This window comes from Streptomyces sp. NPDC050535 (genome assembly GCF_044457665.1).
GTDB lineage: Bacteria > Actinomycetota > Actinomycetes > Streptomycetales > Streptomycetaceae > Streptomyces.
In genome coordinates this window covers 57,966-81,353 of sequence record NZ_JBITHE010000026.1, presented here as the reverse complement: position 1 = coordinate 81,353, position 23,388 = coordinate 57,966, and the positions used below count along the sequence as shown (strand labels likewise).

General features: G+C 71.2%; 15 protein-coding genes. 8 read left to right on the top strand and 7 right to left on the bottom strand.

Annotated features, from left to right (window positions below; translation table 11 throughout):
- Positions 1–6 precede the first annotated feature (6 nt).
- Genes ACIBLC_RS36470 through ACIBLC_RS36460 form a run of 3 tightly spaced genes read right to left on the bottom strand, consistent with a single transcriptional unit; the run spans position 7 to position 3,824 of the window.
- The gene (locus ACIBLC_RS36470; protein WP_399215729.1) at positions 7–402 is read right to left on the bottom strand and encodes a DUF742 domain-containing protein; all 396 of its coding nucleotides are present in this window, start codon (positions 400–402) and stop codon (positions 7–9) included.
- A gap of 21 nt (positions 403–423) precedes the next feature.
- Positions 424–864 (bottom strand): roadblock/LC7 domain-containing protein, encoded by a 441-nt coding sequence (locus ACIBLC_RS36465; RefSeq protein WP_399215728.1) that lies wholly within the window; start codon positions 862–864, stop codon positions 424–426.
- The gene (locus ACIBLC_RS36460; protein ID WP_399215727.1) at positions 861–3,824 is read right to left on the bottom strand and encodes a nitrate- and nitrite sensing domain-containing protein; all 2,964 of its coding nucleotides are present in this window, start codon (positions 3,822–3,824) and stop codon (positions 861–863) included. Before ACIBLC_RS36460 ends, ACIBLC_RS36465 begins: the two co-directional genes overlap by 4 nt.
- Positions 3,825–4,444: 620 nt before the next feature.
- On the opposite strand from ACIBLC_RS36460, the gene ACIBLC_RS36455 reads away from it, so the two are divergent.
- On the top strand, positions 4,445–5,059 hold the full coding sequence (locus ACIBLC_RS36455; protein WP_399215743.1) for a hypothetical protein: 615 nt from the start codon (positions 4,445–4,447) through the stop codon (positions 5,057–5,059).
- A 226-nt stretch (positions 5,060–5,285) separates the two neighbouring features.
- On the opposite strand, the gene ACIBLC_RS36450 is transcribed toward ACIBLC_RS36455, so the two are convergent.
- From ACIBLC_RS36450 to ACIBLC_RS36440, 3 genes are read right to left on the bottom strand one after another with little or no spacing between them, the layout of a single operon-like run.
- Positions 5,286–6,560: an NAD(P)/FAD-dependent oxidoreductase gene (locus ACIBLC_RS36450; RefSeq protein ID WP_399215725.1), complete on the bottom strand. Its 1,275-nt coding sequence runs from the start codon at positions 6,558–6,560 to the stop codon at positions 5,286–5,288.
- Positions 6,557–6,715, bottom strand: a complete 159-nt coding sequence (locus ACIBLC_RS36445) for a hypothetical protein (protein WP_399215724.1) — start codon at positions 6,713–6,715, stop codon at positions 6,557–6,559. The genes ACIBLC_RS36450 and ACIBLC_RS36445 overlap by 4 nt, the downstream gene beginning before the upstream one ends.
- A complete protein-coding gene (locus ACIBLC_RS36440) occupies positions 6,712–7,032 on the bottom strand; it encodes a bifunctional 3-phenylpropionate/cinnamic acid dioxygenase ferredoxin subunit (protein ID WP_399215723.1) in 321 nt (106 codons plus the stop codon). Before ACIBLC_RS36440 ends, ACIBLC_RS36445 begins: the two co-directional genes overlap by 4 nt.
- 239 nt (positions 7,033–7,271) lie before the next feature.
- On the opposite strand from ACIBLC_RS36440, the gene ACIBLC_RS36435 reads away from it, so the two are divergent.
- The 7 genes from ACIBLC_RS36435 to ACIBLC_RS36405 all read left to right on the top strand — a co-directional run bounded on the left by ACIBLC_RS36435 (position 7,272) and on the right by ACIBLC_RS36405 (position 18,427).
- The gene (locus tag ACIBLC_RS36435; RefSeq protein WP_399215722.1) at positions 7,272–8,108 is read left to right on the top strand and encodes an IclR family transcriptional regulator; all 837 of its coding nucleotides are present in this window, start codon (positions 7,272–7,274) and stop codon (positions 8,106–8,108) included.
- 612 nt (positions 8,109–8,720) lie between these two features.
- Positions 8,721–11,177 carry an FAD-dependent oxidoreductase gene (locus tag ACIBLC_RS36430; RefSeq protein WP_399215721.1) on the top strand — a complete coding sequence of 819 codons (2,457 nt, stop codon included), beginning with the start codon at positions 8,721–8,723 and terminating at the stop codon, positions 11,175–11,177.
- A gap of 21 nt (positions 11,178–11,198) precedes the next feature.
- Positions 11,199–12,368, top strand: coding sequence for an N-methyl-L-tryptophan oxidase (gene solA / locus ACIBLC_RS36425; protein WP_399215720.1), 1,170 nt, complete (start codon positions 11,199–11,201; stop codon positions 12,366–12,368).
- Complete coding sequence (locus tag ACIBLC_RS36420; RefSeq protein ID WP_399215719.1) at positions 12,365–13,510, top strand: aromatic ring-hydroxylating dioxygenase subunit alpha; 1,146 nt, start codon at positions 12,365–12,367, stop codon at positions 13,508–13,510. Before solA ends, ACIBLC_RS36420 begins: the two co-directional genes overlap by 4 nt.
- Positions 13,503–14,969 carry an aldehyde dehydrogenase family protein gene (locus ACIBLC_RS36415; RefSeq protein ID WP_399215718.1) on the top strand — a complete coding sequence of 489 codons (1,467 nt, stop codon included), beginning with the start codon at positions 13,503–13,505 and terminating at the stop codon, positions 14,967–14,969. Before ACIBLC_RS36420 ends, ACIBLC_RS36415 begins: the two co-directional genes overlap by 8 nt.
- Before the next feature lie 272 nt (positions 14,970–15,241).
- Complete coding sequence (locus ACIBLC_RS36410) at positions 15,242–16,807, top strand: APC family permease (protein ID WP_399215717.1); 1,566 nt, start codon at positions 15,242–15,244, stop codon at positions 16,805–16,807.
- A gap of 69 nt (positions 16,808–16,876) precedes the next feature.
- Positions 16,877–18,427 (top strand): GMC family oxidoreductase, encoded by a 1,551-nt coding sequence (locus tag ACIBLC_RS36405; RefSeq protein ID WP_399215716.1) that lies wholly within the window; start codon positions 16,877–16,879, stop codon positions 18,425–18,427.
- A 60-nt stretch (positions 18,428–18,487) separates the two neighbouring features.
- On the opposite strand, the gene ACIBLC_RS36400 is transcribed toward ACIBLC_RS36405, so the two are convergent.
- Complete coding sequence (locus tag ACIBLC_RS36400; RefSeq protein ID WP_399215714.1) at positions 18,488–23,341, bottom strand: hypothetical protein; 4,854 nt, start codon at positions 23,339–23,341, stop codon at positions 18,488–18,490.
- Positions 23,342–23,388 lie beyond the last annotated feature (47 nt).

The window sequence follows — 23,388 nt, the reverse complement described above, 5'->3', positions numbered from 1 at the left end:
CCCTGCTCAGAGCGCCCGGAGGCCGTTGATCACGTCGCGCAGAATACTCTCGTCCGGCAGCTCGGCGGGGGGTACGGGACGTGTCACGTGGACCATCTCCTCGTCCACGAGGTCCCCGATGAGAACCCGGACCACCCCGACGGGAAGGTCGAGTTCGGCGGCGAGTTCGGCGACCGACTGAGGGGCGTCGCGGCAGAGTTGGACGATGTCCACGTGCTCCGGAGACAGCGACTGGTCCGCCTCGGAATCGTCGGCGAACGACTCCGCCACGACCACCGCGATCAGGTCGAGGCGGTGTTGGGCCGTACTGGTGGTGCGGCCGCGTGTCATGGCGTAGGGACGGACCACCGGTCCGGCCTCGTCGTCGAACCAGTGGGGTCTTCCCTGGCTGTCTCCGCTCACGCTCACACTCATGTCACCCCACTACCCGTCGGAGGGCAGATCGGTGCGTGGAGCGGCGGCCAGATGTACACCGACCCGCTTGACCAGGAGTGTCATCTCGTAGGCGACCTGCCCGACGTCCGAGTCGGCGTCCGAGAGGACGGCCAGGCAGCTGCCGTCGCCCGCGGCCGTGACGAACAGGAAGGCCTCGTCCAGTTCCACCACCGTCTGGCGGACGTTGCCGGCCTCGAAGTGACGGCCGACGCCCTTGGCGAGGCTGTGGAAGCCGGAGGCGACCGCGGCCAGATGCTCGCCGTCCTCCCGGGGCAGGTCCTTGGAGACCCCCGTGGGAAGGCCGTCGCCGGAGAGCACGATCGCCTGGCGGATGCTGGCGACGCGGTCCACCAGGTCGTCGAGAAGCCAGTTCAGCTCCCCCGACCCCTTACCCGTCGTGGTGGACCCGTTGGCCTTCGGTGCGGTCATCGACCGTCCCCCTTTGTCGTTCCTGGTGCTGTGCCGTCGTGGGGCTCGTCGCCCGCGGCGTTCTCCTCGCGGCCACGCTGCCAGCCGCGCTGGAGCGAGGCCATCCGGCTGCGTACCTCGTCGGCGTCGCGTTCGGCGGGGTCCGTGCCGTCGCCGGTACGGACCTTGCCGCGCCCGGTGCGCCGCTCGTGGTCGTTCTTCAGTTGCGGGGCCAGGCTGGCCTGTCGGACGCGGCGGGGCAGCGGCCCCACGCCCGGTTCCTCCCCCGCTGTCGCGGCCTCGGGGCGCGGGGTGGTCCCGGAGGCCGAGGTCGTCTCGCGCGGGCCGGGTGCCGAGGTGGCGCGACGGCTGCGCTGGGGCAGCGCGGGCGCCTCTCGAAGCTCTGCGGCCCCCCGAAGCTCGGGCGCCTGGCGGCCGGAAGCCTCACGCTGCCCGGGCGCCTTCACGGGACCGAGTGATTCCGAGAGTTCGGCTCCACCCCGCTCCGGGGACTCGGGGCTCCCGCGCCGCGCCGAGGTGTCAGCGCGCTCGACGCGCCGGGCCGCGAGCGGCCGCGCGCCATCAGGCTCCGCCACGCCGCGTCGCTCCCCCTGCCTCGGGCCCTCAGCGGGCTCCAGGCCCTCTTCCGGCTCGAAGCCCTCCGCCGCTCCCTCGTCCCCGTCACGGCGGGACCGCGTCCGGGCGACAGGCCGACCGTGCGAGCTGACGAGCTTGGGCGCCCTGCGCCTGGGGAGCGGCACCGGCCCGTCCGGCTCGCCGCTGTCACCGGATCGGGCGGGCTCGCCCCGGCTGTCGCGGACCTGCTGGTGCTGCTCACCCGGGACACCGGTGATGGAGCGGCGCGGGCGGAACAGACCGCCGCGTTCGCTGTCGTCGTCGCCGAGGGCGCTGGGGAAGCCGCTGAGGGTGTCCAGGTCGACCGGTGCTTCCAGTTCGACGGGCCCGTCCAGGATCGAGGCGGGCAGGCCCGGGAGGCGGGAGGACGCGGCCTTGAGATCCGCTTCGACCTCGCCCTCCCGGGTGGGCAGCACGCGGTCGAGACGGAAGCCGATGCCGTTGGTGTCCGGGACCTCGTCCGTGAGCAGCGCGTCGGGGATGAAGACGACCGCGGTGGTACCGCCGTACGGGGAAGGCTGGAGGGAGACACGGACGTTCTGCCGCTGCGCGAGCCGGCTGACCACGAAGAGCCCCAGCCGGTCGGTGTCGGAGAGCTCGAACTCCGGGGTTTCGGCGAGCCGCAGGTTGGCGTCGAGAAGTGTCTCGGCCGCCATGCCCAGACCGCGGTCGTGGATCTCCAGGGTGAAGCCGTTCGCGACGCGGTCGCCTAGGACCTGGACGGCCGTGTGCGGGGGCGAGAACACCGTGGCGTTCTCCAGCAGTTCGGCGACGAGGTGCGTGAGGTCGGCGACGGCGGGGCCCGTGACGGCGACCCGCGGCAGACGGCGTACCTCGATGCGCTCGTAGTCCTCGACCTCGGCGACGGCGGCGCGGACGATGTCCATGAGCTGGACCGGCTTGCGCCACTGCCGGGACGGGGCGGCCCCGGAGAGGATGACCAGGCCCTCGGCGTGGCGGCGCATGCGTGTGGTCAGGTGGTCGAGGCGGAACAGGTCGGCGAGTTCGTCAGTGTCGTCGGTCCTGCGCTCCATGGTGTCGAGCAGGGTGAGCTGTTTGTGGAGCAGTACCTGGCTGCGGCGGGCGAGGTTGACGAAGACCTCGGAGACGCCGTCGCGCAGTTCGGACTGTTTGACGGCGGCCTCGACGGCTGCGCGCTGAAGGGTGTTGAGGGCCTGGCCGACCTCGCCGATCTCGTTCCTGTCGTATTCCAGCCGCGGCACTTCGGTCTCGATGTCGACCTCTTCGCCCGCGGACAGGCGGCGCATGACGCTGGGCAGCCGGACACCGGACGCCTCGTGGGCCTCGAGGCGCAGCCGGCCGAGGTCGCGGATGAGGCCGCGGCCGATGCGTACCGACATGAAGAGCGAGAAGAGCACGGCGATGAGACCGAGGACGCCCGCGATGGCCGCTTTGAGGATGACGCCCATGGCGACGGGGTGCACCCGGTCCTGGTAGCGGTCGGTCGCCTGGTCGTCGAGCGTGCCGAGTTCACCGAGGACATGTCCGGCCGCGGTGTCCCAGCTCTTCGCGGTGACGCCGCTGGGCGAGCCCGGCTCGGAGGTGACGACGGCCTGCTCGGCCACCCGCAGGGGCGCGGTGTCGGCGTTCTTCCAGTAGCGCTCGAAACGCTCGCGATCCGAGGAGGGCAGCAGCGGCAGGCTCATCTCGTACATCAGGGAGCGCTGCGCCATGAGGTCGGAGGCGTCGCGGATCTCGTCCTGGGTGATGCGGCCGGCGACGAGTGCGGAGCCGAGGAGTGCGTCCTCGCGGGAGAGGAGTTCACGGGCCCGGGCGAGGTTGACCAGTGCGCGGCCCTGCTTGTCCATCTCCACGTTGTTGAGCAGATGGATGTTGGTCATCAGGACATAGCAGGGGTCGATCAGGCGGTTGTAGAGGTCGAGGGACTGGGACCGGTTGACGGTGCCCTCCTCGACGCTCCGGCGCAGCGAGTCGATTCCGTCGAACGCGTCCAGGATGGTGGTGAGGCGCTCGGACGTGCCCTCGCCCATGTCCTCGCGTACGTCCTGGTCCTTGGCGTTCTCGCGGACCTTCGCCACGGCGTCGTCGGTGGCCGTCCGGCTGCGCTTGAGCGCCGCGAGGGCGTCGGAGGCACGGGGATCGGCCAGATAGACGAGAGTCTGGCGGCGTTCCTGCTGAAGGACACGGACAGCGTCCTCGGTGGGATAGCCGACCTTCTCGACGACGTCCGACACCTTGAACAGGTTGTTGGCCTCACGCCCGGTGAGAACCGTCGCGAACGCCCAGATCGCGGTCAAGGAAACCAGCGGCACCAGGAGCAGCGCCACGATCTTCCGGCGGATGGACTTCCCGCGAAAGCGCATGGCCTCCCCCAGCTCGACCCCCTCCGGCCCGGGGGTACACATGTGTCAACAAACGGCGTGAGCCTACTACCGACGTACGGGGAACTCGAAGACCCGTCCAGGAGCACCCGCCCCATCCAGGGAACGAAACATGGGGAGTTGTCCGTTCATTGAGGGAGATTGCCTCCCCGAATCCGGCATCGCGGCCGGATCACATCGGAGAGGCGAACATCGTCAGTTGGCCGGAATTTTTCGCTTCTTGGGAATCTTCAGGGCACGTTGTTCGTCTTTCTGTACGGGGGACGGGGCGGAATCGGCCACAGGTGCCGCATGCCGCGTCCAGGCGGCGTAATACAGCGCAAGCCGGGCAGCCAAAGGGGAGCCGGGGTCAGCTGACACCGGTGCGACAGGTCTGCTGGGCGGTGGGGAGTGACGAGTTGATGGACACGGCGGAGCGGGGCGGGGCGCCGGGGGTCAGCGTTGCGGAGCCCGAGGCGGTACAACCAGCCAGGCAGGCAACGGATCGCGGTATCCCGGCGGACGGGCACGATCGGTCGGACGAGCGGCACGGGGTGACGGGCGGGTACTTCGAGGTGGACGGGCAGGGCGTCGCGGTGGCTGGGCGCAGCCACACGGACGGGCTGGACAGAACCGCGGACAGGCACAGCCGCACGGCAGAGCCGGGCGGGCCCGGCCCGGCACAGAGGCAGACGCACAGCCGCGCGAGAGACGCGTCCGGCCTCACGGAAGAGCGGCGCCCCGCGCCGGATACCCATGGCGCCACAGAGGGCCATGGCACCGCGGAGAGGCGTGGCGCCACGAAGGGGCAGGACCCGGCTGCGGAGGGGTACGAAGAGCGGGTGTACTACCGGCCGTTGTGGGTCGAGGAGCCCGCCACCAGGCGACGGCTGCCCGATCCGGTGCGCACGGCGGCCGTGCGGGCGCTCCTCGTCATCTCGGTGACCCTGATCCAGGCCATGGTGGCTTTCCTGTCCACCCTCGCGGGATCCTGGCTGGCCTTCCCGATGGTCCTCAGCAGCGTCGCCAGCACGGTCGTGGCCACCTGGGCGGCCCTCGACGTCTGGGTGACACGTCAGGTGTGGAACCAGCGGAACGGAGTGGTGTCGGTACCGAGCAGCACCGCGCGGGCGCTGCGCCGTGAGGTGCGCAGGGCTCGGCGGCAGGCACGGACGGACGAGCGCGCCCAGGAACGGATACGCCGGCAGAGCGGGGCCGGTCGGTTGTCGCACTCCTAGGGGTGTCGTTCGGATCGGTCCGGATCAGGCCGCGGCGTCTGGTGCGGTGCGTCGCGAGGCGGAGCGTCATCCGCGTACTGGACGTACTCGGGTGATGCGACAACGCGGCGAGGTGCCGTGCCAGGCGTCGCGGACCCGGGCCGATCCGAACGACACCCCCTAGGGGTGCCGCCCTCGCCCGACGGGCGGATCGCCGGCGCTGACCGTCCGGTGGCCGGTCAGGCCCTCACCGTGCCGCCGGTTCCACCGGACTCGCGTCACGGGCGAGTTCGCGGCGCGCCCGCATGAAGGGACGAGGACGGTCGACGGAGAGGACGGCTGTCGTACGGCCGTCACGTTCGTAGCGGGCCAGGAAGCCGCCCTCGGCCGGTGCGCCGTCCTCGATGGCGCCCTCGGTGATGCAGACGGTGTCGGCTTGGTCCCGTCGGCCCGCGAACTGGATGCGTGCGCCGTACTGGTCGGACCAGAAGTAGGGCAGCGATCGCACGGTGTCCACGGTGCGTCCGGCGAGCAGGTTGTGTACGGCGACACGGGGTTGTTCGGTGGCAGAGGTCCAGTGCTCGGCGCGCGTTCCGCCGACGCGGGCGACGTCACCGACCGCGACCACCTGCGGGAGTCCGGTCGCACAGCCGTCGTCGCACAGCACTCCGTCCCGCAGGGCGAGCGTCGAGCCCGCGAGCCAGCCGGTGTTCGGGGTGGCCCCGATGCCCACGATCACGACGTCCGCGGGAAGGGTCCGGCCGTCGGTGAGCCGTACGCCGGTGACGGTACGCCGTGACGCGATGCCCTCGGCGGTCCCCTGCCCGGCGCAGGAACCATGGTGCGAAGTCGCGGTGGAGTCGCGGTGCGTACGCGCGGCGCCGCTCCCCCGCAAGCTCTCCACTCCGGTGCCGGTGACGAGACCGGTGCCGCCCCGGCGGTGCAGCGCGGCGCACACGGCGGCCATGTCGGGGCCGAGTTGGGGGACGAGAGGCAGCGCGGCTGCCTCGACGACCGTGACGTCGTGGCCGAGCGCGGCGCACGAGGAGGCGGTCTCGGCGCCGATGAAGCCGCCCCCGATGACGACGACTTGGCGAGGGCCTCGGGTGAGTTCCGCGCGCAGGGCACGGGCGTCGTCGAGGGTGCGCAGGGTGTGGACGCCGGCGAGGTCGTCACCGGGAAGGCGGCGGGCCGCCGCGCCGGTGGCGATGACCACGCCGTCGGTGGAGACGGTGCGGCCGTCGTCGAGGAGGACGGTGCGGCCTCGGACGTCGAGGCCGCGGGCACGTACGCCGAGGAGCCACTCGGCGTCGAGTTCGGCGCGCTCCTCGTCGTCGGTGAGGGCGAGTTGGTCCTCGTCGGCGCGGCCGGTGAGGAAGTCCTTGGAAAGGGGCGGGCGGTCGTAGGGTCGGTGCGGTTCGTCCCCGACGATCACCAGTCGTCCGTCGAACCCCTGGGCCCGCAGTTCGCGGGCCGCGTACATCCCGGAGAGGGAGGCACCGACGACGGTCACGGTCCTCATGAGGCGCGCCCTCGGTGCCTTACGGCAGGGACGAGGTCCGTCCCGTCGGCGGCACACCGAGCCAGGCGGGCTCCGGGCGGTGCTTCGGGAGCAGTCCACTCGTGGTCGACGCCGGGAGCGGTCCACTCGTGGTCGGCGGTGGTCTCGTACGTCATGCGGCGGTGCCCTCCTCCGCGGCCAGGTGGACGTGGATGACGCCGTCGTCGACGGTGACCCGATGGGTGCGGACGGGGCGGCGCGCGGGCAGGCATGTCGGCTGCCCCGTACGGAGATCGAATGAGGCGGCGTGCAGCGGGCATTCGACGAGACAGCCGTCCAGCCAGCCCTCGGAGAGCGAGGCGTCCTGGTGGGTGCAGGTGTCGTCGATGGCGTACAGCTCTCCGTCGGCGTTGAACACGGCGATGGGCGGCGTGCTCTCGATCCGGGCGGATTCGCCCACGGGGAGGTCTTCGAGGCGGCAAACGGGAATCATGGGCCCCCCTCTCGGTCCGGACACGTCGTCCGGCCGCTCAGGTCCAGGTAGTCCGGGAACCGATCCTGAGGTGCTCGTCTTCGAGTCCTGTCGGGTTCCGGACGCTTCGATAACATGATGTTTCGCATGGCGCACGAGGGAGCGCTATGCGCAACAGAATCCGCGCGGGGGTCCCGTCACGTCAAGGGCTTCCCGCAGATGCGGCTCAAACAGGGCCGCCAGGTGGTGAGAGTCGAGCTATGACCCGCGCGCAGAAGCAGTCCGAGCCGAACGAGGGGACCGAGGCCGACGGGGCGACGGCGGAGAAACAGGGCAGGACGGCCGGCAGCGCCGTCCAGTCGGTGGACCGCGCCGTTAGCGTGCTGGAGATCCTCGCGCGGCTCGGCGAGGCGGGTGTCACCGAGATCGCCGACGAGCTGGAGGTGCACAAGTCCACCGCGTTCCGGTTGCTCGGCGTCCTGGAGAACCGCGGCCTGGTGGCGCAGGCCAAGGACCGCGGGAAGTACTACCTGGGGGCCGCCGTGCTGCGCCTCGCGGGGGCGGCGGCGGTGCGTCTGGACATCTCGCAGGAGGGCGTACCGGTCTGCCGTGAACTGGCCGACGAGCTGGGCGAGACCGTCAACATTGCGGTCCTCGACGACTACGCCGCGGTCAACATCATGCAGGCCCGCGGCGCCGCCTCCGTCACCGCGCAGAACTGGCTGGGCAGACGCACACCCCTGCACGCCACCTCCAGTGGAAAGGTCCTCCTCGCGCACCTTCCGCCCACGTTGCGCGAGGGCCTGCTGGCCCGCCCGCTGCGACGGTTCACCGAACGCACCATCACCGGCACGGCCGCGCTGCGTTCCGAACTGGAGGCGGTCGTCGAACAGGGCTACGCGTTCGCGATCGAGGAACTGGAGCTGGGCCTGGCCGCGGTGGCCGCCCCGGTGCGCGCCCACGACGGCAAGGTCATCGGCGCGATCAGCACCTCCGGGCCGGTGTACCGGCTGGACTCCGACCGGCTGCCGGACCTCGCCAAGCGCACGGTCGCCGCCGCGGCCGAGCTCTCCCGCCGGATGGGCTACGGCTTCTGACGGAAGCCGCGGGGGACGCCCGGCGGCCCAAGCGGCGGAAAAACGCGCGGAGTCGACGCACAACGGTCGACACACGGTGGTCGGCTCACAGCGGCCGGCCCGCAGTGGTCGACGTACAGCGCTCGACGCTGAACACACTGCGGTCGACACACAGCGCTCGACGCTCAGCCCACCGCGGGCAACGCATCGCGGGCGGCGGGCACCCGACGCGGCGGGGGCACCCCACGCGCCGGGAAACCCGCGCCGCAAGACCCGTCCCGGGGCGCCGCCTCGGGCACCCGCACCGCACCCGCACCCGGGCGCGAGGCCAGGAATCACCTGGCCCCGCGCCGCTGTGTGTCGGGCGCGTTTCGCACCGCCCGTTCCTTTTGCCAAGGGTTAACCCCCAGCTCTTGACGACCCCATGACGGCGTTCTCAATATGTTCCTCATCACGCAACCCATCGTGCATTGCGCAACAGCAAAGGAGCTAGCCGTGCCACCCGAGGTCCTCGCTGCGTTCGGTGGTGGTCCTGCGAGCAACCGGTCGCCGAAGGTGCCACCCGTCGCCGCCGAGTGGCCCAACCCACCCACTTCCTGAGCGCGTTCGTACCGCACCCCGGCAAGGAGGGGCATGTCCAGCACGCTCGAATCCCATCCCCGTGTGGTCATCGTGGGCGCCGGCATCGTCGGCTGTTCACTCGCCGACGAGCTGACCGCCCGCGGCTGGAGAGACATCACCGTCCTCGAACAGGGGCCGCTGCCCGCCCCGGGCGGCTCCACCTCGCACGCACCCGGCCTGGTGTTCCAGACGAGCCCCTCCAAGACACTCACGGCGTTCGCCCGCTATACGGTCGAGAAGTTCAACTCCCTCGAGGTGGACGGGGTTTCCTGCTTCAACCAGGTCGGTGGCCTGGAACTGGCGACCACCCCGGAGCGCCTGGCCGACCTGCACCGCAAGGCCGGTTACGCCGCCTCCTGGGGCGTGCGCGGCAAGATCGTCAGCGCGGCCCGCTGCAAGGAACTCTGGCCGCTCATCGACGAGTCGGTCGTCCTCGGCGGCTTTCACACACCCGACGACGGGCTGGCCCGCGCCCTCCTCGCGGCCCGCGCGCAGATGGCACGGGCCACCGAGAACGGCGCCCGCTTCCTGGACCGCCACACAGTCACCGGAATCGAGCGGGAGGACGGCCGGGTCACCGCCGTGGTCACCGACCGCGGCACCTTCCCCGCCGACCATGTCGTCTCCGCCGCCGGTTTCTGGGGCCCGGTCATCGGCCGCATGGCCGGAGTGGACGTACCCCTGCAACCACTGGCACACCAGTACGCGAGGACGAAGCAACTCCCCGAGCTGGCCGGGGCGGCGGCCGAGGCCTCGAAACCCATCCTCCGCTTCCAGGACCGCGACCTCTACTTCCGCGAGCACCACGACCGCATAGGCATCGGGAGTTACGCCCACAAGCCGCTCCCGGTCGACCCGTTCGCGATCCTCCCCTACGACGAAGCGCGGGCGAAGGACATGGAGATGCCCTCCTCGTTCCCCTTCACCGAGGAGGACTGGGCGCCGAGTTGGGACGACTGCCGCGGGCTGATCCCCGCCCTGCGCGACACGGAGATCGAGGAGGGCTTCAACGGCGTCTTCTCCTTCACGCCCGACGGCATGCCGGTCCTCGGGGAGTCCCGGCAACTCCGCGGCTTCTGGCTGGCGGAGGCCGTCTGGGTCACCCACTCCGCGGGGGTCGCGAAGGCGGTCGCCGAATGGATGGTCGACGGACGCGCCTCCATCGACCTGCACGAATGCGAGTTGACGCGGTTCGAGGAGGCGCAGCGTTCACCGTCGTACGTCCGCGAGCGCGGTTCGCGGCAGTTCGTCGAGGTGTACGACGTCCTGCACCCGCTCCAGCCGATGGAACAGCCCCGTCCGCTGCGCGTCAGCCCCTTCTACGCCAGGCAGCAGGAGCTCGGCGCCCGGTTCCTGGAGGGGGGCGGCTGGGAGCGCCCGCACTGGTACGAGGCGAACGCCCCGCTGGTCGACGCGCTCTCGCCACTCCCCGAGCGCGACGCCTGGTCGGCCCGTTACTGGTCGCCCATCGCGGCCGCCGAGGCGAAGGCGACCCGCGAGAGGGTCGCCCTGTACGACATGACCCCGCTGCGCCGCCTCGAGGTCACCGGTCCCGGCGCGCTCGGCTTCCTCCAGCGCATGACCAGCAACAACCTCCGCAAGAAGCCCGGCGCGGTCACGTACACGCTGCTCCTGGACGAGACGGGCGGTGTGCGCTCGGACCTCACCGTCGCGCGGCTCGCCGCCGACCGCTTCCAGGTGGGCGCCAACTCCCCCACGGACCTCGACTGGCTGACCCGGCGCGCGCCGGACGACGTGCACATCCGGGACATCACCGCCGGTACCTGTTGCATAGGCGTCTGGGGGCCGCTCGCCCGCGACCTCGTCCAGCCGCTGACCCGCGACGACTTCTCGCACGAGGGCTTCGGATACTTCCGCGCGAAGGAGGCCTACCTCGGGCATGTCCCGGTGACGGCGATGCGCCTGTCGTATGTCGGAGAACTGGGCTGGGAGTTGTATACCAGCGCCGACCTCGGGCTCAGGCTCTGGGACACGCTGTGGGAGGCGGGCCGGGAGCACGGCGTGGTCGCGGCCGGCCGCTCGGCCTTCAACTCCCTGCGTCTGGAGAAGGGTTACCGCGCCTGGGGCGTCGACATGACCGACGAGCACAACCCGTACGAGGCGGGCGTCGGTTTCGCCGTCCGCATGGACAAGGACGGGTTCGTCGGCCAGGAGGCACTGCGGGGAATCTCCCGGGCGGAGCCGACACGCAGGCTCACACCGCTTCTCCTCGACGACCCGGCCGCCGTCGTCCTCGGCAAGGAGCCTGTCCACGTCGACGGCGTCCCGGCGGGTTACGTGACCAGCGCCTCGTACGGCTACACGCTGGGCCGCTGCGTCGCGTACGCCTGGCTGCCGGTGCTCCCGACCGGTGCGGGCGTGCACATCGAGTACTTCGGGGAGAAGATCCACGCGACCGTCGCCGACGAGCCGCTCTTCGACCCGAAGATGACCCGTATCCGCTGCTGACGCACCATCAGGAGACCTACTGTGGCTTCGACCTACGACGTGATCGTGATCGGTCTCGGCGGTATGGGCAGCGCCGCCGCCCACCATCTCTCCGCGCGCGGCGCCCGCGTGCTCGGCCTGGAGAAGTTCGGCCCGGTGCACAACCGCGGCTCCAGCCACGGCGGTTCGCGGATCACACGGCAGTCGTACTTCGAGGACCCGGCGTACGTGCCTCTGCTCCTGCGCGCCTACGAGCTGTACGACGAGGTGGAGCGGGCCACCGGGCGGGACATCGCGACGCTCTGCGGTGGCGTGATGGTCGGTCCTCCCGACTCGCTGACCTTCGCCGGTTCGCTGCGCTCCGCCAGGCAGTGGGACCTGCCGCACGAGATCCTGGACGCGGCGGACATCCGCCGCCGCTTCCCGACGCTCAACCCGCACGACGACGAGGTCGCGCTGTACGAGGCCCGCGCCGGATTCGTCCGCCCCGAGAACACCGTCGCCGCGCACCTCCAGCTCGCCACCCGCCAGGGCGCCGACCTGCACTTCGAGGAGCCGATGACGCGCTGGGAGCCGTACCGGGACGGCGTCCGTGTCCACACGGCCGAAAACACCTACACGGCAAGCCAGTTGGTGATCTGCCCAGGGGCGTGGGCGCCGCAGCTGCTCACCGATCTGGGGGTGCCGTTCACGATCGAGCGGCAGGTCATGTACTGGTTCCAGCCGAAAGCGGGAGTCGGGCCCTTCGTCCCCGAGAACCATCCCGTCTACATCTGGGAGGACGCGGCCGGAGTCCAGGTCTACGGCTTCCCCGCCATCGACGGACCGGACCTCGGCGCGAAGGTCGCCTTCTTCCGCAAGGGCGTCGAGTGCACCCCGGAGAACATCGACCGGACCGTGCACGAGGACGAGATCCGGGGCATGGCGGACCACATGTCCCGCTGCATCCCCGACTTCCCCGGCAGCTTCCTGAAGGCCGCCACCTGCATGTACTCCAACACCCCCGACGAGCACTTCGTCATCGCCCGGCACCCCGCGCACCCGGAGTCCGTCACGGTGGCCTGCGGGTTCTCCGGGCACGGCTTCAAGTTCGTGCCGGTCGTCGGCGAGATCCTCGCCGACCTGGCCCTGAACGGTGCCACCGAACACCCGATCGACCTCTTCGACCCCTCCCGCCTCGCCGCCGCGCCCGCCCGAGGAGTAAGCACGTGACGACGACCCCCATCTCCCCGAGCCCCCTACCCCCCAGCCTCATCGCGACGCTGCCGGGCCACTACTACACCGACCCGGAGATCTTCCGGCAGGAGCAGGAGCGACTCTTCGAGTCGATGTGGTTCTGCGCCGTCCGCTCCGCCGAGCTCGGCAGGCCCGGCGCCTTCCGCACGGTCCAGGTCGGCCGGGAGAGCGTCCTGGTCACCCGTTCGCGCACCGGTGAACTGCGCGCCTTCCTCAACGTCTGCCGCCACCGCGGGGCCCGGCTGTGCACGGAGGAGGCGGGCGAGGTCCGCCGCAATCTCCAGTGCCCGTACCACGCCTGGACGTACGACCTCGACGGAAAACTGATCGCCGCGCCGAACCTGGTCAGGATGCCGGACGTCGACCGCACCGAATACGGCCTGGTCAAGGTCGCCCTGCGGGAGTGGCTCGGGTACGCCTGGGTGTGCCTGGCCGACGAGCCGGCGTCCTTCGAGGAGACGGTGACGGGCGCGGCCGTGGAGCGGCTCGGCGACGCGGCCGCCATCGAGCACTACGGCACCGAGAACCTCGCTCTCGGCAAGCGCATCACCTACGACGTGAAGGCGAACTGGAAGCTGATCGTCGAGAACTTCATGGAGTGCTACCACTGCGCGACGATCCACCCCGAGCTCACGGACGTACTCCCGGAGTTCGCGGAGGGCTATGCCGCCCAGTACTACGTCGGTCACGGCGCCGAGTTCGGTGCGGAGATCAAGGGTTTCACGGTCGACGGCAGCGAGGGTTTCGGGAAGCTGCCAGCGGTAGCGGAGGACCAGGACCGTCGTTACTATGCGATAACCGTCAAACCGACCGTATTCATCAACCTTGTCCCGGACCATGTCATCCTGCACCGCATGTTCCCCCTCGCCGAGGACCGCACGGTCGTGGAGTGCGACTGGCTCTACGCTCCGGAGGTCGTCGCGTCGGGCGCCGATGTGTCGAAGTCCGTGGAACTCTTCCATCGGGTCAACGCCCAGGACTTCGAGGCCTGCGAACGTACGCAGCCCGCGATGGCGTCCCGCGCCTACCGGCGGGGCGGGGTCCTGGTGCCCACCGAGCACCACATCGGGATCTTCCACGAGTGGCTCATAGGCATGCTGGGAGGCATGGATGGCTGATCTCTTTATCGACGGCGCCTGGACGAGTGCCCGGGAGAAACGGACCCGCGAGATCCGCTGTCCGGCCGACGGCTCGCTGGTGGCCGAGGTGGACGAGGCGGGCGGCCAGGACACGGCCGACGCGATCGCCGCCGCCCGCCGCGCCTTCGACGAGGGCCCCTGGCCGCGGACACCCGCGAACGAGCGCGGCGATCTGCTGCTGCGGGTCGCCGACCTCCTCGTACGCGACAAGGACGCGCTCGCCCGCGCGGAATCGCTCGACACCGGCAAACGCCTGGTGGAGAGCGAGTACGACATCGACGACATCGTGAACTGCTTCCGCTACTTCGGGAAGCTGGTGGCGAGCGAGGCCGGCCGGGTCGTGGAGACGGGATCGGCGGGTGTCGACAGCCGTGTCGTGTACGAGCCGGTCGGGGTCTGCGCGCTGATCACTCCGTGGAACTATCCGCTGCTCCAGACGGCGTGGAAGGTCGCCCCCGCGATCGCGGCGGGCAACACCTTCGTCCTCAAGCCGAGCGAGCTGACCCCGCACACCGCGATCCATCTGATGCGTCTCCTGGCGGAGGCCGGGCTGCCCGCGGGCGCCGCCAATCTGATCCTGGGCGCCGGACCCGAGGCCGGCGCACCACTGGCCGACCATCCGGACGTGGACCTGGTGTCCTTCACCGGCGGCCTCCAGACAGGTCGCAGGCTGATGGCCGCCGCGGCCGGGACGGTGAAGAAGGTCGCCCTCGAACTCGGCGGCAAGAACCCGAACATCGTCTTCGCGGACGCGGACTTCGACACAGCCGTCGACATGGCGCTGACCGCCGTCTTCCTGCACTCGGGGCAGGTGTGTTCGGCCGGCGCCCGGCTCCTGGTGGAGGACCCGCTGCACGACCGCTTCGTCGACGAGGTCGTGCGCCGGGCCCGACTCATCAGGCTGGGCGGCCCGTTCGACGAGCACGCGCAGACCGGACCGCTGATCTCGGCGGCGCACCGGGCGAAGGTCGAGGCCTATGTCGCCAAGGGCCTGGAGGAGGGCGCGGTGCTGCGCTGCGGCGGGGAGCGGCCCGCCGATCCTCCGCACCCGGAGGGCTTCTACTATCCGCCGACCGTGCTGGACGAGTGCTCCGGCGGGATGTCCGTCGTCCAGGAGGAGTCCTTCGGACCCGTACTGACGGTGGAGCGGTTCGCCGACGAGGCGGAGGCGGTGCGGCTGGCCAACGCCACCATCTACGGGCTCGCGGGCGGCATCTTCACCTCCGACGAGGCGAAGGCCCAGCGGGTCGCGTCCGCGCTGCGCATCGGCACCGTGTGGATCAACGACTACCACCCCTACGTTCCGCAGGCCGAGTGGGGCGGTTACAAACAGTCCGGGTTCGGACGGGAACTCGGGCCCGCCGGTCTCGCCGAGTACCGGGAGACCAAGCACATCTGGCGTACGACGAATCCGAGCCCACAGGGCTGGTTCGACTAGCTCCGCCCACGGGAGCCATCCACACCAGCCGTCGGCACCCGGACTCCGACCAGGACAGTCATACGCACCAGCCGTCGGCACGGGACTCCGCTCATGGGAGTCGTACGCGTCGGAATCCGCTGATCCACCGTAGGGTCCGGCACCCGCTGACCGGCGTACGATCCAGCACTCACCGCTCATCCCCACCTACCAGCACCCGCGCACCAACGACCCCGCACGAGCCGCACTCCCCTACCCGTCCGGGAGAACTCCCCCTTCCCAGGAGGCCGCTCATGACCACCACGGCTCAGCCACCCGAGAAACACAGTCACGACGACTCGGAACTGGCGGAGTTCGGGTACAAGCCCGAACTCAAGCGCACACTCGGCAACTTCCACACCTTCGCCGCCGGCATCAGCTACATCTCCATCCTCACCGGCACCTTCCAGCTCTTCTACTTCGGCTACGGCAGCGGCGGACCCGCCTACTGGTGGTCGTGGCCGATGGTCTTCGTGGGCCAGTTCATGGTCGCGCTGTGCTTCGCCGAACTCGCCGCCCGCTATCCCGTGGCCGGCTCCGTCTACAACTGGTCGAAGAAGGTGGGCAATCCGCACGTGGGCTGGCTCGCGGGCTGGACGATGCTGCTCGCCTCGATCGTGTCGATCGCCGCCGTGGCCCTCGCGTATCAGCTGACGCTTCCTCAGATCTCTTCCGTGTTCCAGTTCGTGGGCGACGGCACGGGCAAGTACGACGTCGCCACCAACGCCGTGCTACTGGCCTCCGTACTCATCGTCTTCACCACCCTCGTGAACGCCCTCGGTGTGAAGCTGATGGCCCGGATCAACACGGCGGGCGTCTTCATCGAGCTGATCGCGACCGTCGTACTGATCGTGCTGTTCGCGGTGCACATCACGCGCGGTCCGCAGGTCGTCCTGGAGACGAACGGCACCGGAGCGGGCATGCCCGGCGGCTACCTCGGCGCGTTCCTGATCGCGTCACTCGCGTCCGCGTACGTGATGTACGGCTTCGACACGGCAGCGTCGCTCGGCGAGGAGTCCGTCGACCCCTCGCGCAACGCGCCGCGCGCCATCCTCCGCGCCATCATCGCCTCGTTCGTGCTCGGCGGGCTCGTCCTGCTGTTCGCCCTGATGAGTGTCTCCAGCCTGAAGGGCGACAAGCTGTCCACGGACGGCCTGCAGTTCATCGTCCTCGACGTGCTCGGTGAGGACGCGGGCAAGGCCATGCTGTGGTGCGTGTTCATCGCGGTCACGGTGTGTGCCCTGGCCGTGCACACGGCGGCGATCCGGCTGGCCTTCGCGATGGCCCGCGACAACAACCTGCCCGCCGCGTCCAAGCTGGCCAAGGTCAATCCGCGGTTCCAGACCCCGGTGCTGCCCGCGGTCATCATCGGCATCCTGGCGCTGGCGATCCTGGTGGTCAACATCCGCCAGCCGCAGATCTTCACCGTGGTCACCAGTATCGGCATCATCATGATCTACCTCGCGTATCTGGGGGTCACCGTGCCCATGCTGGTCGCCCGACTGCGCGGCAAGTGGCAGCCCGCGGGCGACGGCAAGTTCTCGCTCGGCCGCTGGGGCCTGCTCGTCAACATCGTCGCGGTGCTGTGGGGCACGGCCATGACGATCAACCTGCTCTGGCCGCGCGCGGCGGTCTACAACGCGACAGCCCCCTTCCACTGGTATCTGCGCTGGGGTGCCGTCCTCTTCGTCGGCATCGTGATGGGGGGTGGCTTCGCCTACTACTGGTTCGTGCAGCGGCACCGGACCGGGGTGCTCGCCGAGCACCAGCTGACGCAGCCCCCGGCCGCCCCGGCCGCGTCCGACGCGGCCGTCGAGTGAGCGCCCCGATGGTGACCGCGATCGAGTAGGCGACCAAGTAAGCATCCGACTCAAGGAGGTCAACTCCCCATGAACGCAGATGAGTTCGACTATGTCGTGGTCGGTGGCGGCACCGCGGGCAACGTGGTCGCGGCCAGGCTCTCCGAGGACCCGTCCGTCACGGTGTGCGTGCTGGAGGCGGGTCCGAGCGACGTCGGCGACGACGACGTGATGAAACTGGAGCGCTGGATGGGCCTCCTTGAGTCCGGCTACGACTGGGACTATCCGATCGAGCCGCAGGCCAGCGGCAACAGCTTCATGCGGCACGCCCGCGCCAAGGTGCTCGGCGGCTGCTCCTCGCACAACTCCTGTATCGCCTTCTGGGCACCCGCCGAAGACCTGGACGGCTGGGCCGCGGCGGGCTGTACGGGCTGGAGCGCGGCCGAACTCTTCCCGCTCTACCGGCGGTTGGAGTCGAACGACGCTCCCGGCGACCACCACGGCCGCACCGGCCCGGTGAAGCTGCGCACGCTGAAGGGCGAAGACCCCTGTGGCACCGCCCTGTTGGAGGCGTGTGCGCAGGCGGGCATTCCCACCACCGGTTTCAACACCGGCAAGACCGTGGTCCGTGGCGCCAACTGGTTCCAGATCAACTCCGACGAGAACAACATCCGGCAGTCCTCGTCGGTGGCCTACCTCCACCCGGTCATCGGCAAGCGGCCCAACCTGGAGGTGCGCACCGGGGTCCGCGCCAAGAAGCTCGTCCTCGACGGGCGTCGCTGCGTCGGCGCCGAGTACCTGGACCCGGACCTGATCCACATCCGCACGGTGCGCGCCCGCCGCGAGGTGATCGTGTCCTGCGGCTCCATCGACACGCCCAAGCTGCTGATGCTGTCGGGCATCGGGCCGGCCGAGCACCTGCGCGAGGTCGGCGTCGAGGTGGTGCTGGACTCGGCGGGCGTCGGCGAGAACCTCCAGGACCACCCCGAGGGCGTCATCATGTGGGACGCCAAGCAGCCCATGACCACCACCTCGAGCCAGTGGTGGGAGGCGGGCATCTTCTACGACACCGAACCGGGTCTGGACCGCCCGGACCTGATGTTCCACTACGGCTCGGTGCCGTTCGACATGAACACCGCGCGCTGGGGCTATCCGACGTCCGAGAACGCCTTCTGCCTCACCCCGAACGTGACCCGCGCCAAGTCACGCGGAACCGTGCGGCTGCGCACCCGCGACTACCGGGACAAGCCCATGGTCGATCCGCGCTACTTCACCCACGAGCACGACGCCCGGGTGATGACGTACGGCCTGAAACTGGCGCGGAAGATCGCGTCGCAGCCCGCACTGAGCGGCTGGACCGGCGCCGAGCTGGCCCCCGGACCCGATGTCCGCACCGACGACGAACTGCTCGACTACATCCACAAGACCCACAACACCGTCTACCACCCGTCCTGCACCGTGAAGATGGGCGCGGACGACGACACCTCGGCCCCGCTCGACGCCCGCCTGCGGGTCAAGGGGATCGAAGGTCTGCGGGTGGCGGACGGCTCGGTGATGCCGGACCTCATCTCCGTCAATCCGTGCATCACGACGATGATGATCGGCGAGAAGTGCGCGGACATGCTGAAGGCGAATGGGTAGGTTCCTGTCGTGGGGTGACTGCGGGCCGTCCGTGGCTGGTCGCGCAGTTCCCCGCGCCCCTCAAGGGGTGCTCGGCGCGGGCCTCTTGAACATCCTGGTCGCCGTGATCTCGCTGTGCCCGGCCTCCTCGGCGGCGGCCGCACGCGGCAGACCCGGCCGCAGGTGCTCCTCCACGCTGATGTACTTCAGCCCGGCGCGCAGGTCGGCGTCGTTGCGCAGGCGGATGACAAGGGGGAACTCGGCGAGCGCGGTCGTGTCGAACAGCCCTGTCGTGTAGAGGAGTTGGACACCGAGCGCGTCCGACACGGCCCGCTGGAGCTCCAGCAGGTACGTCGCGTTGGCGCGCCCGATGGGGTTGTCCAGGAACAGCGTGCCCGCGTGCCGGTGCTTGTCGCGGCCCCGGTCGTTGCTGCGCAGCGCGGCCATCGTGCAGTACAGCGCGATGGCCGCGGTGAGCAGCTGGCCCCCCGAGAACACGTCACCCATCTGTCCGACGGGGACGCGCTCGGCGCGCAGTACGGCGTCCGGTTTGAGGATCTCGACGGCGACGCCCTTCGGCTGTAGCGCGGCACTCACCCCGCGCAGCAGCAGTGACATGCCGTCGCGGCGCATGTCCGAGTTCTTCTTGACCGCCGCCCGGGTGGCCTCGTCGACGACCTCGCCGAGCCGCTCGGCGAGCGTGGCCTGGTCGGGCTCCTCGAACCGGATGCGCAGGAACTCCTGCCCGGACCACTCGCCGAGCCCTTCCGGCAGCCGCGACAGCCGCTGCGCGGACCGCAGCGTGGCCAGCGCCGACTCGACGAGCCCCCGCAGCCGGTCCACGATCGAGTCCCGGTTGCGCTCCAGCTGCTCCAACTCGTCCGTCAGCACCCGCAGTCGGGGAGCGAAGGCGTCCGCCCACTTCTGGGCGTGCTCCGGCAGCGCGGACGCGGGCAGTTCACGGATCTGCTGCCGCGCCGGGGTCCGTACCTGCTCGTAGCGCGTGGAGTTGGCATGCCGTACGAGGATGTCACTCGCCTCACGTACGGCGGCCTCGGCGGCGGAGAGGTCGGCGGCGCAGCCACGCAGCGAGCGGCGGGCCTCCGCGGCGGAGTGCCGGGCCTCCTCAAGGCTTCCGGGGTAGGGCTCGGTCTCCTCGTGTTCCTCCTCGGAGTGCTCGCGCAGCAGGTCCCTGAGCAGAGCGGCGGTCTCGTCGAAACCGGCGCCCGCGTCCTCGGCGGCCCGGTGGGCGTCGAGGAGTTCGGCGTGGGCCTCGCGTGCCCGGCTCAACGCCTCGGTGCGGGAGGCGAGTTCACCGGTTGCCGTGCGCAGCAGCGCCTGCGCGTGCTCGGCGTCACGCGGGACCAGTTCCTCGGACAGTCCGGTGTGCGCCTCGCCGTCCTCGGGCGCGTGCCGCTCGGCCTCGCCGCGCAGCCGCCCGAGCTGCTCGCTCGCGGTCGACATCCGGGTCTCCAAGAGCTGCACGAGCTCCTCGGCACGGGCGGCCGCGGCCTGCCGGGACGGCCCGTCGGAACCGTCCGGCGACTCCAGAAGCTGCGATGCGCGCGTACGCACCTTGTTGCTGAGCCGGTCCCACTCGGCGAGCGCCGCGCTCTCCTCGGTCTCGGCGCGCGCCTGCTCGGCGCGGAGGTCGGCACCGACGCCGACCTTCTCGTAGAGCTGCGATGCCGCCCGGTACGCCTCGCGCAGGGCGGGCAGGGACGACTTCGCGGCCGTCGACTCGTCCTCAGGTACGTCGTCGGGGGCGCCCGCGATCTCGGCGCGCTCGGCACGCAGCGCGCGGGCCGTGCGGCGTGCGTCGTCGGCGGCGCGCTGGGCGCCGCGGCGGTCCTCGTCGGCGGCGCGGGCGCGCTCCAGACAGAGCTGCGCGCGGGCCTCCGACTCCGTTGCGTCGTCGGCGAGTTCGCGTACCCTGACCTGCCAGCCGGCCCGCTCGCGCAGCCGGAACGCGAGCCCGGCGAGCGCGTCGGCGGCGCGTCGGGCGCGCTGGGCGGCCTCCTGCCGCTCGTCCCGGACGAGGGCTGCCTCGGCCGCCGCCTCGTCCGCTTCGGCCCGCACCGCGCGGGCCTCGGTCAGCTCGGCCTCGGCCTCCTCGGCGAACGCGCGCGCGTCCCGGGCGGTCGCGGCGAGCTCGACGAGCCGCCCCGCGGGGCACCCGGTGCGCCAGGACGCGAGCCGTGCCGCCAGCTCTCGGTCCTTGGCGAGCCGTCCCGCCAGCTCACGGATGTCCTCGTCGCGCCGCGTCGCGCGCGTGCGCAGGGCCTGGCGCTCCTCGTCGGCCGCGTGTTCGTCGTGCATGGCCGGGTTCGGCGGTACGAGGAAGACGTCGCCGTCGGCCGTACCGGGCGCCGGAGTCGGGGCGAGGAGCGCGGCCGCGGTACCGACGGCGACGGCGGATCTCGGCAGCAGGGCGGCGTCGTTGAGCGCCTCGCGGGCGCGGGCGTGGGTGGCGGGGTCGGTGATGATCACGCCGTCGACCAGCTCGGGCCTGGCGGCCAGCACCCGCGCGTGGTCGACGGGGTCGACGGCCTGAGCGAGGTAGCGCCAACCGGGCAGCGCGGGAATCCCGTGCTCCCCGAGGTACTCGACGGTGGCGAGCACGTCAGGGCCGGGCGGCAGCAGCCCTCCGTCGCCGAGCGCCCCGAGGATCCGCGCGTCGTCGGCCGCGGCGGTCCGCAGGTCGAACAGTTGACGCTCGGCGGAGGCGACCCCGTCGTCGAGCAGCTCTCGCAGTTCGTCGGCGTAGTGGTCCAACTGCTCGGGTGCAAGGGCGCTTTCGGCCGCCGACCAGGTCTCGTCCTGGGCCCTGCCCGCGTTGCCCTCTCCGCCGACCCCGTCCGCGCGACCGGCACCGCGGCCCGAGCGCGCCACCGCGGCGACGCCGTCCTGGCCGTGTCCGTCAGCGGCGCCCCGGCCTTCGCCTGCGCCCGAGCGGACCCGCGCCGTGCGGGCACCGCCCTGTGTGTCGTCGCCGGCGCGGTCGGAGGCGCTGCCCGCCACCCCCCGTCCCGGGGAACCCTCCGCTCCCGCCCGGGGGACCGGCACCCCGCCTCGCGCGCCGCCGGAGGAACCCGGCAGGCTCAGCAGCTCGGCCAGTCGCTCCTCCCCCGCCAAGCTCTCCGCGGTGCCCCGCTCGGCGTCGTACGACCGCTCGGCCGCCGTCGCCGCGTCCGCCGCGCGGGCCGCCGTCAGCTCCGCGCGGGATGCCACGGAAGCCGCCTCGCGGGCTTGCTCGGAGGCTCGCCGCGAGGCCTCCCGGGCGCTGTCCCAGGCGGCGACGGCCGTCTTCTCGGCGTCGCTGGCGGCAAGCGCGGCCCGTGCCGGGTCGGCGTCGGGGGCGCTGTCGTCGAGCCAGCCGGCCCGCACCGCTTCGGTGGTCTCCTGCTCGACCTCGCTCAGGCGCTGGCGCAGGTGCCCGACCTCGCTGCGGGCGCGCTGAGCGGCGGTAGCGGCGGCGGTGGCGTCCGCGTGAGCCGTCTCGCCGACCTCCTGGAGCCCGGCGGACCGCTCCTCCTCCTCGTTGGCGAGCGCCTCGGCACCGTCGGCGGCACGGTGCAGGGCCCGCACGAGGTCGACGGCGGCCTTGGCCCGTGCGGCCAGCGCCGGCGCCGCGTCCCGTTCGGCCTCGCGGATCGCGGCGGCCACGCGCGCGGAGCGGTCGGCGGCGGAGCGGTGCCGCAGTACGGCCTCGGCTGCCTGCCACGCCAAGTGCAGCGTGCGCGCGTCGGCCAGCTCACGCTTCTGCGCGGCCGCGGTCCTCTCGGCTCCGGCGAGGGCCAACGAGGCGTGCCGGTAGGCGAGTTCGGCCGCGATCAGCGCGCTCGTGGAGCGCGCCCCCTCGGCCTCGGTGACGGTGCGCGCGGCGCCGGTGACCCCTTGCGCCAGCTCGCCGGCCCGGTCACGCTCACGCACACCACGCGCGGACAGACGCCTGGCCAGCGTCCGCGTACGCCGCTCGGCGCCCGCGTGGATGTCACGCGCGTGTGCCCGTCCCTCGGCGGCCTCGACGATCCGCCCGAGCAGGTCCACCGACCCGGCCGTGAAGTCCCGCTCGGCGATGAGTTCGGCGCGCCGCCCCAGCTTGTTGCCGAAACCGCCGACCAGGTCGGCGAGTCCGTCCGTGTCCCGGGTGTCGGTGACGGCGCGCAGCAGCAGGTCGGTGAAGTCGGAGTCCTTCTTGACCGCGAAGAGACCGGCCGCCTCGCCCTCGTCGGCGTTCATCTCCCGCTGGTAGCGGAAGAGTTCGGGGTCGAGGCCCAGGTCGCCGAGGTGCTCGATCCAGCGGTCGTGGATCTCCTCCCAGTGCACTTCGAGGTGCGGGTACGCCTTGCCCGCCTCCGTGATCGCGTCCCGGAAGCCCTTCATGGTGCGCCGACGCCCCTGCGCCCCGGACACGCCTTCCACGGGCGGCCGTACGGTCGTGGCCTCGGCGACCGGCAGATTGTCCAGGCTCAGCCCCGGACCGGGCCGGAAGGAGTACCAGGCCTCGGCGAACTTCCTTGGGTCGTTGGACACCTGGCGCCCGCGCCACTCGCTCACCTTGCCGACCACCACGCACTCACCGGTCAGCGTGTGCTGCCACTCCAGGGCGACGTGCCCGCAGTCGTCGGCGAGCAGGAACTTGCGCAGCACGCCGGAGCTGGCGCCGCCCAGCGTGTTCCGGTGGCCCGGCAGCATCACCGAGAAGATCAGCTTGAGCAGCACCGACTTCCCGCCGCCGTTCTCCAGGAAGAGCACGCCCGCGGGCGCCGGGCGCCGGGGCGGCCCGACCGGCTCCTCCGCGAAGAACTCCGCCTGCGTGGGCGCGGGGTCGGGCACCGGCTGACCCACTCCTCGCAGGTCGAGGACGGTGTCGGCATAGCGCGCACCGGCAGGCCCGATGGAGTAGAGGCGGACCCGGGACAACTCGTACATGGCGGCGAACTCTCGTAGTCGTAAGGGAAGTCGAGGTGGTCGGTCGG

What these genes read in the sequence shown, in the direction of transcription:
- ACIBLC_RS36430 (WP_399215721.1), top strand. Translation starts at nt 8,721, where the DNA reads ATGTCCAGCACGCTCGAATCCCATCCCCGTGTGGTCATCGTGGGCGCC.
- ACIBLC_RS36400 (WP_399215714.1), bottom strand. Translation starts at nt 23,341, where the DNA reads ATGTACGAGTTGTCCCGGGTCCGCCTCTACTCCATCGGGCCTGCCGGT.
- ACIBLC_RS36465 (WP_399215728.1), bottom strand. Translation starts at nt 864, where the DNA reads ATGACCGCACCGAAGGCCAACGGGTCCACCACGACGGGTAAGGGGTCG.
- ACIBLC_RS36440 (WP_399215723.1), bottom strand. Translation starts at nt 7,032, where the DNA reads ATGATTCCCGTTTGCCGCCTCGAAGACCTCCCCGTGGGCGAATCCGCC.
- ACIBLC_RS36445 (WP_399215724.1), bottom strand. Translation starts at nt 6,715, where the DNA reads ATGACGTACGAGACCACCGCCGACCACGAGTGGACCGCTCCCGGCGTC.
- ACIBLC_RS36435 (WP_399215722.1), top strand. Translation starts at nt 7,272, where the DNA reads ATGACCCGCGCGCAGAAGCAGTCCGAGCCGAACGAGGGGACCGAGGCC.
- ACIBLC_RS36405 (WP_399215716.1), top strand. Translation starts at nt 16,877, where the DNA reads ATGAACGCAGATGAGTTCGACTATGTCGTGGTCGGTGGCGGCACCGCG.
- ACIBLC_RS36450 (WP_399215725.1), bottom strand. Translation starts at nt 6,560, where the DNA reads ATGAGGACCGTGACCGTCGTCGGTGCCTCCCTCTCCGGGATGTACGCG.
- ACIBLC_RS36415 (WP_399215718.1), top strand. Translation starts at nt 13,503, where the DNA reads ATGGCTGATCTCTTTATCGACGGCGCCTGGACGAGTGCCCGGGAGAAA.
- ACIBLC_RS36460 (WP_399215727.1), bottom strand. Translation starts at nt 3,824, where the DNA reads ATGCGCTTTCGCGGGAAGTCCATCCGCCGGAAGATCGTGGCGCTGCTC.
- ACIBLC_RS36410 (WP_399215717.1), top strand. Translation starts at nt 15,242, where the DNA reads ATGACCACCACGGCTCAGCCACCCGAGAAACACAGTCACGACGACTCG.